The organism is Lysobacter gummosus (assembly GCF_001442805.1).
In the GTDB taxonomy this organism is placed as follows: domain Bacteria; phylum Pseudomonadota; class Gammaproteobacteria; order Xanthomonadales; family Xanthomonadaceae; genus Lysobacter; species Lysobacter gummosus.
In genome coordinates, this window is the sequence record NZ_CP011131.1 from 4,774,412 (window position 1) to 4,786,983 (window position 12,572).

The 12,572-nt window shown below is 69.0% G+C and carries 12 protein-coding genes and 1 tRNA gene; 2 read left to right on the forward strand and 11 right to left on the reverse strand.

What is annotated here, in order from left to right; all coding sequences use genetic code 11:
* Positions 1-108: 108 nt before the first annotated feature.
* The 10 genes from LG3211_RS19380 to LG3211_RS19425 form a co-directional block, all read right to left on the reverse strand.
* Positions 109-309, reverse strand: coding sequence for a CsbD family protein (locus LG3211_RS19380; RefSeq protein WP_057944263.1), 201 nt, complete (start codon positions 307-309; stop codon positions 109-111).
* Between the two features lie 330 nt (positions 310-639).
* Positions 640-789 carry an entericidin A/B family lipoprotein gene (locus LG3211_RS19385; protein ID WP_057944264.1) on the reverse strand — a complete coding sequence of 50 codons (150 nt, stop codon included), beginning with the start codon at positions 787-789 and terminating at the stop codon, positions 640-642.
* Positions 790-986: 197 nt separating this feature from the next.
* Positions 987-1,910, reverse strand: a complete 924-nt coding sequence (rocF, locus tag LG3211_RS19390) for an arginase (RefSeq protein WP_057944265.1) — start codon at positions 1,908-1,910, stop codon at positions 987-989.
* 265 nt (positions 1,911-2,175) lie between these two features.
* Positions 2,176-3,636: a heparin lyase I family protein gene (locus tag LG3211_RS19395; RefSeq protein WP_187313055.1), complete on the reverse strand. Its 1,461-nt coding sequence runs from the start codon at positions 3,634-3,636 to the stop codon at positions 2,176-2,178.
* A gap of 639 nt (positions 3,637-4,275) precedes the next feature.
* Positions 4,276-4,351: transfer RNA gene (locus LG3211_RS19400), tRNA-Thr, on the reverse strand.
* A gap of 100 nt (positions 4,352-4,451) precedes the next feature.
* A complete protein-coding gene (locus LG3211_RS19405; RefSeq protein WP_057944267.1) occupies positions 4,452-5,294 on the reverse strand; it encodes an SPOR domain-containing protein in 843 nt (280 codons plus the stop codon).
* Between the two features lie 22 nt (positions 5,295-5,316).
* Entirely contained in the window at positions 5,317-6,075 is a 759-nt protein-coding gene (locus LG3211_RS19410) for a type III pantothenate kinase (protein WP_057944268.1), read from the reverse strand.
* Positions 6,072-7,070, reverse strand: a complete 999-nt coding sequence (gene birA, locus LG3211_RS19415) for a bifunctional biotin--[acetyl-CoA-carboxylase] ligase/biotin operon repressor BirA (RefSeq protein WP_057945607.1) — start codon at positions 7,068-7,070, stop codon at positions 6,072-6,074. The genes LG3211_RS19410 and birA overlap by 4 nt, the downstream gene beginning before the upstream one ends.
* Positions 7,070-7,750, reverse strand: coding sequence for a glycerol-3-phosphate 1-O-acyltransferase PlsY (gene plsY, locus LG3211_RS19420; protein ID WP_057944269.1), 681 nt, complete (start codon positions 7,748-7,750; stop codon positions 7,070-7,072). The genes birA and plsY overlap by 1 nt, the downstream gene beginning before the upstream one ends.
* A 93-nt stretch (positions 7,751-7,843) precedes the next feature.
* Positions 7,844-9,709: a DegV family protein gene (locus tag LG3211_RS19425; protein WP_057944270.1), complete on the reverse strand. Its 1,866-nt coding sequence runs from the start codon at positions 9,707-9,709 to the stop codon at positions 7,844-7,846.
* Between the two features lie 149 nt (positions 9,710-9,858).
* On the opposite strand from LG3211_RS19425, the gene LG3211_RS19430 reads away from it, so the two are divergent.
* Together LG3211_RS19430 and LG3211_RS19435 are read left to right on the forward strand one after the other, a co-directional pair.
* Positions 9,859-10,134, forward strand: coding sequence for a hypothetical protein (locus LG3211_RS19430; protein ID WP_057944271.1), 276 nt, complete (start codon positions 9,859-9,861; stop codon positions 10,132-10,134).
* 59 nt (positions 10,135-10,193) lie between these two features.
* Positions 10,194-10,943, forward strand: coding sequence for a M90 family metallopeptidase (locus LG3211_RS19435; protein ID WP_425479918.1), 750 nt, complete (start codon positions 10,194-10,196; stop codon positions 10,941-10,943).
* A 196-nt stretch (positions 10,944-11,139) separates the two neighbouring features.
* On the opposite strand, the gene LG3211_RS19440 is transcribed toward LG3211_RS19435, so the two are convergent.
* Positions 11,140-12,549 (reverse strand): ATP-binding protein, encoded by a 1,410-nt coding sequence (locus LG3211_RS19440; protein WP_057944273.1) that lies wholly within the window; start codon positions 12,547-12,549, stop codon positions 11,140-11,142.
* Positions 12,550-12,572 lie beyond the last annotated feature (23 nt).

Consider the following 12,572-nt stretch of genomic DNA (forward strand, 5'->3'; position numbering starts at 1 on the left):
TACCTGCTCCTCGTACCTCGCCAGCGGGGCGGTCCACGCGCCGCGCGGCGATCTCTCCGATTCACCCGGCCGCGGGCTGCACCGCGGCCGGGGCATCGGTCACCGCGTTCAGTTCAAGGTCTTGCTGAAGTCGCGTACTTCCTTCTCGGCGCGGTCGCGTTCCCACCCATAGCGTTCCTGCAATTTGCCGGCGAGGTATTCGGAATTGCCCTCGGCGACATCGAACACGTCGTCGGTCAGGTCGCCCCACTTGGCCTTGGCCTTGCCCTTGAGTTGGGTCCACTTGCCGGCAATGATGTCTTTGTTCATCGTAGAACTCCTTCGTTGGGGGATGCGGATTTCGCAAGATGCGCCGATGCCCGCGCGCACCCGCAAGATTCGCGATGGCGAGGATCGGATCGGAACCCGCCCGCACGTACGCGGCTTGCTGCTTGCCGATATCGCTGGGCCAGTGTCGCAGCGCCTCCATTCGCATCCGGTCACGATTGCGTTAGCTGCAGCTTGATGTCGATGAACACTTTGAATTCTTCAGTTTGAGCTGTGCGCGCCATCGCATTGCGCATTCGCCATGCAAGACACGCAGGCAAAAGAAAAGGCCGGATCGCTCCGGCCTTTTCCTTGCAGCGAAATCGTTGCGACTTACTTGCCGTCGCGTACTTCTTCGGCCTTCTGCTCGACCTTTTCACCGGCCTTCTTCACGTCCTTGCCGGCGCCGGCCACGGTGTTGCAGGCAGTCAGGGTGCCGATCGAGAACAGGGCGAGCAGCAACAGGGCAGTCAAACGCTTCATGGGAACTCCTTGGTCGGTTGCGGGTACCAGATGGCCGCGCCATTTGTCGCGTCCTGGGCACCGATCAGACGCGAGCGGATGTGAAGCCTGCGTGCAGCGCACGCCGGAAACCCGACAAAACAAAGGCTTGCACGGCAATCCTTGGGACCGGCGTCAGCCGCGATTCATCGCCGCCAGCCGATCCGCTCATGGCGTTTTCAATCGCGCATCAACGTCGATTTTCCGAACAGGCTTTCGACCAGATCCACCGACAGCTTCGCGGTGCGGTTGCGCTTGTCGAGGATCGGATTGAGTTCGACGATGTCCAGCGAAGCCAGACGTCCGTTGTCGGCGATCATCTCCATCACCAACTGCGCTTCGCGATAGTTCGGCCCGCCCGGCACCGTGGTGCCCACGCCTGGAGCGATGCTCGGATCGAGGAAATCCACATCGAAGCTCACGTGCAGATGGGTGTTGTCGTCCACGCCTTCCAGCGCTTCCTCCATCACCCGCTTCATGCCGATCTCATCGATGTAGCGCATGTCGTAGACATCCAGGCCGTGCTGCTTGATCAACTGCTTCTCGCCCGGATCGACCGAGCGGATGCCGATCTGGCGAATGTCTTCGGCGCGCATCGCCGGCGCCGGGCCGCCGAGCGTGGTCAGCGCTTCCGGCCCGATGCCGCACAGGCACGACACCGGCATGCCGTGGATGTTGCCCGAGGGCGTGACCTGGCTGGTGTTGAAGTCGGCATGCGCATCGAGCCACAGCACGCGCAGTTGTTTGCCGGTTTCGCGGCAATGGCGCGCGATCGCGGTGATCGATCCCAGCCCCAGGCAGTGATCGCCGCCGAGCAGGATCGGCATGCGGCCTTCGCGCAGTTCCGCGCCGACCGCGTCCATGACGAGGCGATTCCAGGCCACCACTTCGGGCAGATGGCGATAGCCGTCGACCGGTTTCTGCCAGGGATTGCGCGGACCGTCCAGATTGCCGCGATCGAGCACATCGACGCCGCGCGCGGCCAGGGCCTCGCCCAGGCCGGCGATGCGCAGCGCTTCCGGTCCCAGGCGCGCGCCGCGATGGCCGGCACCGACGTCGGTGGGGGCGCCGATCAGCGAAACCCGGGGATACGTACGATTCATAAGACTTCCTCTGGCCGCGCTGGCTGACGGATGAGCGCGCGGCATCGATAGGTGAACGCGGCGGATGCCCGCGGCATCGCGCGATCGCCGCAACAGGGCCATTGCGGCCGCCGACGATGGGCACATTCTAGTGCCTCGGCGCGAACCCGGCCTGACCGAGGGCGGGCGCGGAACCTCGCGCGAATAGATCTCGCGTCCAGGCACCCGAACCAGTGGCATGGCATGGCGCGATACGGCAGAACGCTCCTCGGCGCCCGCGCCGAGGCTATTGCACCATGCAATCCAGGCTCAGGCTGATGCTCTCGCCCATCGCCATGGTTCCGAGCGCCACTCCGGCGCTGCTGTTCAAGGCCTCGATCGGCACCGAAGCATTCGGACAGGCCGTGCCGACGCAGCTCGCCGGACTGGTGCAATTCAATCCGGCCAGGGCGGAACTGCGCAGGATCGCGCCGGTGGAGGTGTCCGGCCCGTTGTTGGCCACGACGATGCGATAGGTGCTGGTGGCGCCGCGCGTCACCGTATCGTCGGCCTGATCGCTATTGCCGGCCGCGGGAGTGTTGGTCATGAACACCGTCAGATCGGTGGCCGTGTTGCGGGTATTGGTGAACACGCACTCGAGTTCGTCCTGCGCCGACACGGTCACGCTGAAGGTGGTGCCGGTGCCCTGCGGCGCCGGGCCGCCGGGATTGTTGTTGGTGCAGGCGTAACGGGTTTGATAGTTGGCGAGATTGGTAGTGGGCGCGCTGAGCGCCGGCACTTCCGACAACACATAGGTCCCGGGCGTGGGAGTCACCATCGCCACCGGCGCCGAATTCACCCGCGCGACCGTGCCGGTGGTGTCGCCGCTTATCCTGCGCCCGATCGCCACCGACTCGATCACCAGCCCGAACTGATCGCCCGCACCGAAGCGCCCACCGCGCCCGAAGGCCTTCTGCAGCCGGATCGACGGCGACGGCAGCGCGGTAACGGTAATGTCGTCGTGATAGATGATCCGGGTCAGCGCCGCGCCGTTGGCGATCGTGGAATCCGGACGATACAGGCCCCACTGCACCACCCCATGCGCGCCGGCCGACGCCGGATCGAAGGTCGCGTGGTTGCTCACATTGGCCTTGCGGACGAAATCCGCCGCGCCCGGCAGGCGCACGTCGGCGGTGAAATAGCCATCGGGGTTGCTTGACCACAGGACCTCGAAACGCAAATCGATCCATTGATTGTCGTAGGGGCGAATGTCGTCGATCAGCACGATCTGGTCGTTGCCGTAACGCAGCAGCATCTGGTTACGGCGGATGCCGACGAACATGTCCGGCCCGCCGTTGACGTGCTTGAACTGCCAGATGATGTCGATCGTCGCGGTACCGCCGGTCCAGTCCTGCCAATCATTGAGCAGTACGCTGAAGGCGTAGGCGCGATGATCGCCGTTGGTATAACGCGCGATCGGCAGCGCGCCCAGCGTCATCTCGCTGCGCGGCGCGCCATAGGACACATAGGCCGGATCGCCGAGGGTTACTTTGTGGCCGACCGAATACAGTCCCGAGCGCGCGTACTGGGTGCTCACGAACACCGCGTCCGGCGCAGTCGCCCCGGTGGTCTCCACACCGGTGTAGCCCGAGTCGGCGGTGCCGGTTTCGTAATCGACGACGACCAGCGGCTGTTGAGCGTGCGCGAGCGGCGCCGACAGCAGCGCCAGGATCATCGCCATCGTCGCGATCGCGCACAGCGATCGCATTTGCTTGAGCCGGATCATGCAACACCCCTTGTAATCAAGGCCGGACACGATGGTTCTCCGACACCGGGTTTCGCGGACAATCCCCGACCAAGCCATTCTGCGATTCGAGAAGATCGTCCGCAATCAGACACCGAACCTCCCCGCCGAACCGTGAGGCGCCGCGCACAATCGTCTTGCGCTTGCTCGGTATCGCATTGCGAACTGCGTGCGCACCACGATACCAATCGCGTGCATTACGTGTGCGAACAACCAAAACGAAACGAGTGTTTAGAGATTGGCCCGCGACACAGCGGCTCGCGAGAACGGCATCGGCAAGCGGCGAAACCGCGGCGGCTGGATGCTCGGCCCCACCGAAGCAGGATATCGGACACCTCCGCGGGAACGGCGGGCAAGGCGGCGTGGCCAGATGCGCCAAGGACTTCCCACTCGCCCCACGGCCATGAACGAGGCGCCTGCGACAACGGACATGAGCCGCCGGGAATTTGCCGAGCGTGACGGCAGTACGCGGCGCGAAGCGCGGGCGCGCATAGCGCGGCTCCGTATGCGCAATAGCTCGCCAGGCGATCCACGGCGCGGCGGAAACCGCCCGGCCCGCGGATGGATCGGCCGGACGCTTGTTCATGAGGGTCGCGAGGTGCGTGGTGCCGCTTGTCCGAATCGAACGGACGACCGCTCGCTTACAAGGCGAGTGCTCTACCAACTGAGCTAAAGCGGCAAGGTACGTATTGCGGCCACGCGGTGGATCGGTGGCGCCGGCGCATTCTATCGCGCCCGGGTCTCATCGCGACAGCGCGACGCGCCCCTGACCGCTCCGGTCAGCCCAGGCCGGCGCAGGAACGGCCGCGCCAACGCGAGGCGCCGGCGGCGCGGCGCAAGGCGTCGCCGTTGGCGGTGGTGGTGGCGACGTCGATCCAGGTGGCACCGCTCGCGCTCTCGCCCAGCGCCTCCACGCGCGCGGCGAAACCGGCGGCGCTTAGTTCGTTGCCGCGTTTGCGCGCCGATTCCTCGCTGCGGAAACGCCCCAGGGCGATGGCATTGGCGTCGGCGCCGCTCATCACGAACAGATCGTTGAAGCCGGCCGCGCGGATGCGTTGCGCGGTAGCCTGCGCGGCCTCAGCGTTGGCGGTCGGCAGATACACGCGCCAGCCGCGCGAACTCTTGCTGCTGGCGCCTTCGCTGCGGCTGGCCATTTTTTGTGCCAGCGGCTGCAGTTTCGCCCGCGCCGCATCCGCCGCGGCGGCATCGGCGAAGGGGCCGACGCTGAAGCATTGCGCCTTGGCCGCGGGTTCAGGCGCAGGCAGCGGAGAGGTCGGCGGCGTAGTCGCGGCGATGGCCACGGCGGGCGGCGTGGCAGGAGTTGTCGGTTTCGCTGCCCCGGGTGCCGGCGCAGTGGCCGCGCTCGGAGCCGTTGCGCTGTGCGCGGCAGCGTTCGCGACCGGCGGGGCGGCGGCGGTCTGCGCCGCTGGCGCGGCCGGATTCGCCGTCGCGGCCGTCGCCGAGCCCTCGATGAGCCGGTCTTCGCCGACGATCTGCAGACGCGCCACGCCCATCGGCAGTTTTTCTTCCGCCGGCGGCGGCGGCGCGGGACGCGCGATCCACCACGCGGCGACGCCGACGTTGAGCACAAGCAGCAAGACGATGAGGGCGCGGACAAGCATGTGCGGATTCTAGCCTGACGATTCAGCGCGGAGTTTCGACGCCGGCCCAGATCGCGAGGCCTTCCAGCACCAGCGTCGGCGAAGCGATCGGCGTGGGCAGCGCGGCGGCGAGCGCGTCGCTGCCGCCGCCGTGCAGCAGCAGGCGCGGCACTGCGCCGAGTTTCAACTTGCCCGCCAGCAGACTGCGCTCGATCAAGGCCAGGGCGGCGCCGTCGCAGCCGGAGGCCAACGCGTCCTCGGTATCGGCGGCGAAAGCCATGCGCTCGCCGCCCAGCTCGGGCAATTGCGGCGCGCGCGCGTGCAGCGCTTCGCGCATCAGCGTCGGCGACGGCGCGATCAGGCCGCCGTGATGCTGGCCGTGGGCGTCGATCAGGTCGATGGTCAGCGCGGTGCCGACGCCGCAGATCAGGGCCGCGCCCTGCCCTTGCGCATGCGCGCCGAGCAAGGCGAGAAACCGATCGGCGCCCAGCTTGTGCGGGTCGGCATAGGCGATGCGCACCGCGCCGAAACCGGGCAGCGCGAAGCGCGTCTGCGTGCGCGCGATCGATATCCGCGCGCAGCGCGCGCTCAGCGCCTGCAGCACGGCCATGCGCTGGGCTGGATGGGCGACGCTGGCCAGATAGGCCACGTCGATGCGTTCGCTCGGCAGCGCCTGCGCCAACGCTGCGGTGATGTCTTCTTCGCGATGCGGCAAGGCCAGCGCCGGCCCGGGGCGGCCGTCGGCGCGCAGCGGCGCGCACTTGAGCCGGGTATTGCCCAGGTCGAACAGCCATGCGTTCATCGCGCGTCCTCGCCGCTGCGGCGCACGCTGACTTCGCCGGCATGGAAGCGGCGTTCTTCGCCGGAGGGCAGACGCACGCGCAAGGCGCCGTCGTCGGCCAGTCCGACCGCGTGGCCTTGGTGTTCGGCGTCGGCGCCGTGCACGCTCACCGCCTGCCCGGCCAATGCGTCGAAGGCCGCATAGCGCTCGATGAAGGGCGCCAGGCCGGCGCCGTCGAATTCGCCCAGCGCCGGCAGCAGCGCATCCAGCAGCGCCGCGGCGACCGCGTTGCGCGACAGCGCGCGCGGGCCCGCCAAGGTCGCCAGATCGCACCAGGGCTGGTCGATCTGCGCGGCCGCGGCGGCCGGCATGCGCACGTTGAGGCCCAGGCCGATCACCGCGCGCGCCGGGCCGGCGTATTCGCCGCCGCCTTCGATCAACAGGCCGCCGAGTTTGCGCAGGCCGGCGCGGTCGAGCACGACCAGATCGTTCGGCCACTTCAGCCGCACCGCGTCGAAACCCAGGCCGTGCAGGGCCTGGACCGCGGCGATGCCGGCGACCAGGCTCAGGCCGCCCAGCCGGGCCAGGCCGCCGCCGAAGGAACGGGCCAGCGACAGATAGACATGCGCCGCCAGCGGCGAGGCCCAGATCCGCCCGCGCCGTCCGCGGCCGCCGGTCTGGCGTTCGGCCAGCAGCACCGCAGCGCCCTGCGCGGGCGTGGTCCGGCGCAGCAGCTCGCTGTTGGTCGAATCGATGCTCCAAGCGACATCGAGTTCGGCCAGCCGTGCGCGCGCGCCGGCGTCCAGCGCCGCGGCGATCGCCTCGGCGTCGAGCAGATCCAGCGGCTGCGACAGCGCGTAGCCGCGGCCGGGCTTGGCCTCGATCGCCACGCCGGCTTCGCGCAGGGCCTCGATCCGCTTCCATACCGCGGCGCGGGTCTGCCCGGCCGCGCTGGCCAAGGCGTCGCCGGTGGCAGGGCCTGCGATCAGGCGTTGCAGCAGTGCGCGATCGTCCATCAGCTCCGGCGCCAACGATGCAGCAGACGCGCCCGGGCGAAACGCGATTCGGTGCCGGCGCGCAGCCGCGCCAGATTGCCGCGATGGGTGAACACGATCAGCGCCGCGGCCGCCAGCGAAAACCACAGCCGCGGCATGCCGGCATCGGTGATCCAGGCCAGCAGCGGCAGACTCACCGCCGCGATCACCGTGGCCAGGCCGACGTAACCGCTGGCCACAATCACCACCGCCCAGACCGCCACCAGCACCGGCACCGCGAACGGCCACAGCACCGCCAACCCGCCGACGAGGGTCGCCGCGCCCTTGCCGCCACGAAAACCGTGCCAGATCGGCCAGACGTGGCCGAGCACCGCGGCGAACGCGGCCAGATAGCCGTGCGCGGTCACCGACCAGTTCGCCGCGACCGGCGCGAAGCGCAGCGCCAGCCAGGTCGCGAGCACGCCTTTACCGATATCGATGACGACCACGCACAGAGCGAAGCGCAGCCCCTGGGTGCGGAACGCGTTGGTTCCGCCGGCGTTGCCGCTGCCGTGCTGGCGGATGTCCACGCCGCGCAATTTGCCCAGCAGCAGGCTGCCCGACAGCGAACCGATCAGGTAAGCGGCGACCAGCAACAGCACCGACAGCGGCGCCACGGCGGTGGCGACGGACAACGGCGGTGTGAGAGCGGCGAACGGCATGCGCGGATTATGCGGGACGGCGCCGGGTTTGCAGCGTCGCGCCGGCGGGACCGGGCATTGCGCGCAAGGGTATTGCGCATCGCGATCGCCCGCTTACGCCGCCGAGTCCGTCACCGGCTGCAACGACACCAGCAAGGCGCCGCGCCCGGCATGGGCGCCCAACGCCGGTCCAGTCTCGACCACCCAGGCCTGCTCCAGATCCAGCCGCCGGCGCAGCGCTTCGAGCAGGCGCTCGCCGTCCGCGCGCGCGTCGCAATGGCCGACGATCGCGCGCCACCGCAGCCCGCGCGGGCTGCGTTTGGCGATGTAGCGCGCGAACGCCTCCGGCGCGCCGGCCTTGGCGAACACGCCGCCGCTGACGCCGAGGCGTCCGTCGGGCTTGAACTTCGCTATCGGGGTCAGGCCGGTGAAACGCACCAGCGGCCCGGCCCAGGGCGGAATGCGGCCGCCGCGCACGGCATGCGAGATGTCGCGCGCCATCGCCCAGGTGGCGGTCAGCGGACGCAGTCGTTCGAGCTCGGCAAGGATCGCCGCCAGCTCAATCCCGTCCGTCGCCAGCTCGGCCGCGCGCCAGGCCAGCAAGGCCTGCCCGCCGGCGGCGTTGAAGGTGTCGAACACCTGCACCCGTCCGCTGCCGTCGGCGCGCGCGGCGGCCTGTTCGCCCGACTGCAAGGTGCCCGAGACCGCGCGCGACAACCCCACGTACAGCACCTGGGCGCGATGGCCCAGCAGGAATTCGAAGACCCGGCGGAAATCGCCGGGCGGCGGCTGGCTGGTGCGCGGCTGTTCGGCCTGCGGACGCGCGGCGCCGGCGGCCATGCGGCGGTAGAACTCGCCGGTGGCCAGGCCGACCTTGTCCAGGTAATCGCGGTCGTCCACCGACACCCGCACCGGCACGGTGTGCAGGCCGTAGCGTTCGGCCAGTTCCTCCGGCAGATCGGCGGCGCTGTCGGTGACCACCGCCACCCGCTGCACCCGCTCCACGCTGCGTTGCTGCGCCAGCATGTCGTCGGCCTTCATGCCTTCGACCGCGCCATGGCCGGCGCATACGTCGAACAAGGCCTGCGGCGAGGCGACATGGCCGTGTACGCGCAGGCGGGTGCTGCCGCCGGCCAGCACCAGCGAGTCGGCGCCGATCGCCTCCAGCGCGTCGCGCAAGGCGTCGCGCGACAGCTCGGTGCCGATCAGCAGGCACTCGCTGCACCAGCGCCGGTGCGGGTCCACCGTCTCGTGCAGGACGGGAATCTGCGTATCGCCGGCGCCGTGCGCATGGCCGGCGCAGGCTTCGTTCGCGGCCCCGGCGGCGCCGTGCATGCGCAGCGCGCGCGGGCCGCCATCGACGAATTCCGCGATGCCTTCGAGCAGATCGACGAAGCCCTGCGCGCCGGCATCGACCACGCCGGCCCTTTGCAGCAAGGCCATCTGCTGGGGCGTGCGCGCCAGAGCGATGCGGGCCCGCGCCAGCGCGACCACGAAGCCCGGACGCGGATCGCCGTCGGCGCTGGCCCGGGCTGCTTCGTCCAGCGCATCGGCGAAGGCGTTGATCACGCTCAGAATGGTGCCCTCGACCGGGTGCGCGAGCGCGGCGCGGGCATTGCCGGCGCCGTGGCGCACCGAGGCCGCCAGGGTGGTCGCGTCCAGTTCCGGCTGAGCGCGCGCGTGCTCGGCGACCCCGTACAGGAACTGCGCCAGGATCGCCCCGGAATTGCCGCGCGCGCCGTCGATGGCGTCGTCGCCGATGCGCCGCAACAGTTCGCCGATATGCCGGCTGCGCCGGCTCAGCGCCCCGTTCAGCAGGCTGCCGAGGGTGTGCGCGAGGTTGTTGCCGGTGTCGCCGTCGGCGACCGGGAAGACGTTGATCCGGTTGAGGGTATCGCGGCCGGCGATGACCCGCCGGGCGCCCGCGATCAGGGCCCGGCGCAGCGCCGGGGCGGTCAGCGGAAGACGGGCGGGCGGCATGACCGCAGTCTGGCGCAAACCTGAGCGGGCCCCTGCTGCGCCGCAGCACGCCCGGGCCGGCCGAGTCGCCGGATTCGGTATGCAATTCGCGCTATAGTCGGCAATCGCTCACGGCCTGTCGGGCCGCGCCGACCCCCAAGGATTCCGCCATGTTACGGATCTGTCTGTGCCTGCTGTTCGCTTTCGCCAGCCTGGCCATCACCGAGGTCGGCGCGCGCGAGGTCAACAAGCTCAGCCCCAACGACGCCTGCTCCGACAGCGCCGCGTCCCGCAAGGACACGGCGGCACGCAGCACCGGCCGCAACACCGCTCCGGCGACCGCGCGCGACACCAAGGCCAAGCCGAGCATGCACAGCGACTCCGACAACACCAATCGCTTGCAATCGCCGCGCTGGCACAATTTCCTGCCGGGCATGTTCCGCTGATCGACCGGCCTTAAGCAAACCGGCCCGCCCGTCTCCACCCACGCGCTTCGCAGATTCCCTTGTTCGAGTTCCTGCGCCGTCTGCGGCGCCCTCCCGCACCTGTCGACGACACCGTCTGGCGCGACGCCGTCGCCGCCGTGCCGTGGGCGCAAGCGCTGGATGAAACCCGCCGCGAACGCCTGCGCGCGCTGTCCGCGCGATTCGTGCACGAGAAGACCATCAGCCCGATCGGCGAACTGGAGCTGGGCCCGGCCCAGCGCGTCCAGCTCGCCATGCTGTGCTGCCTGCCGCTGCTGGAATTCGGCGAAGAAGGTTTGCGCGGCTGGTCGCAGCTGATCGTTTATCCCGACGCATTCCGGGTCAATCGCAGCCACACCGACGCGGCCGGGGTTCTGCACGAATGGCAGGACGAATTGATCGGCGAATCCTGGGACGCCGGGCCGCTGATCCTGTCCTGGGCCGATGTCCAGGCCGATTGCGAAGACCCGCGCGCGGGCTTCTGCGTGGCTGCGCACGAGATGGCGCACAAGCTCGATGTGCTCGATGGCGTGCTCGACGGCACCCCGCCCTTGCCGCGTCCGTGGCAGCGCGAGTGGGCGCATGATTTCCAACACGCTTACGACGATTTCATCGAACGGGTGGACGACCGGCGCGAAACGCGGATCGATCCTTACGCCGCCGAAGCGCCGGAAGAATTCTTCGCCGTGGTCACCGAGTACCACTTCAGCGATCCGGCGGCGCTGCGCGAGCAGATGCCGACGATCGCTGGGCATTTGCAGCGCTTCTACGGGCCGTCTCCGTTCGCCTGATCGGCAGCGCTCATGCCGTCATCGCCGTCACGAAATCTTTTGTGGGAGAGGCCGCTCTTGTGGGAGGGGCTTCAGCCCCGATGCTTTTCGATCAGGCCTGTGGAAAGTTCATGGCGAGCTGAGAGAAAAGCATCGGGGCTGAAGCCCTTCCCACAAAAGCAGCCCTCTCATGGGCCAAGTCAGCACGCCAAGGCGATCACAACCCCGGCGGCAACTTCACTTCGAACCTCGTGCCACCCAGTTCCTGCGACGGGGTGACATCCAAAGTGCCGCGGTAACCGCGCACCAGGTCCTGCACGATCGCCAGCCCGATGCCGTGGCCTTGCACGCGCTCATCGCCGCGCACGCCGCGCTGCAGGATCGAGGCGACTTTCTCCGGGGCGATGCCCGGGCCGTCGTCGTCCACCGCCAGCAGCAGGCCGGGACGGCGGTTGGCCGCGACTTCGCCGGGCTTCACCGTCAGCAGCACCCGCGAGTTCGCCCACTTGAATGCGTTTTCCAGCAGGTTGCCGAGCAGTTCCTGCAGATCGCCCGGCTCGCCGTGGAATTGCACGCCGTCGGCCAGGTCGAATTCGCACAGGATGCCCTTGGGCGCGTAGACCTTTTCCAGGCCGCGCACGATCTCTTCCGCATGCGGCTCGATCGCCACGGGCGCGGCGAACAAGGCGTGGCCGCCGGAGGCCGCGCGCGCGAGCTGGTAGGACACCAGATCGTTCATGCGCCGCAGCTGGATATCGACGTCTTCGCGCAGTTCCGGATCGATCGGCACCGGGCCGTTCTGATCGTCCAGGCGCGCGCGCAGCACCGCCAGCGGGGTTTTCAGGCTGTGGGCGAGATCGGCCAGGGTGTTGCGCTGGCGGTCGAGGTTCTCGCGCTCGCTCTCGATGAAGGCGTTGATGCTCTCGGTCAGCGGTTCCAGCTCGCGCGGGTGGCGCTCGCTCATGCGCGAGGCCAGGCCGCGCTGCACGCGCTTGAGCTCTTCGATCACCCGCTTCAGCGGACGCAAGCTCCACTGCATGATCAAGGCCTGCAGCAACAGCAGGATCACGCCGGCGCCGCCCAGATAGCGCCACAGCGCCTGGCGGAACACCGCGACCTGATGGCGCAGCGCGCTGGTGTCTTCGAGGATGTAGATCGTGTACTGAAACTCGGACTTGGAATCGCCGTCCACGCTCCAGATCAGGCCGCGGCCGTAGCGGTAGGCCTCCCCCGACCGGCCGCTGATTTCGGTCAGCGGCAGCGGGCCGTCGAAGGTCTCCTGCGTCGGCTTGAGCATGCCGCCGTCGGGCAGCACCGGGCCCTGGGCCGATACCGAGTCCCAATGGTCGTTGGGCAGGATCACTTCGGCGTACAAGCCGCTGCCGGGCCGGTCGAAACGCGGATCGGGCGGGTCGTAGGGCGGGATGATTTCGCCGCCGCGACCGAAATCGGTGTCGGCGGCGTAGGCCAGCGCGTAACTGGTCAGGCGCTGGCGCAGGTTGTTTTCCGCGGTTTCCAGGAAGGCGCGATCCAGCGCCACGCCGGCCAGGGCCAGGAACGCGAGCAGGCCGAGGCTGGCGGCCAGCAACTGGCGCGCGCGCAGCGACCGGGGCTGTCCCCAGCTCATGGCGTCGGGCGGGCCGTCCGGCC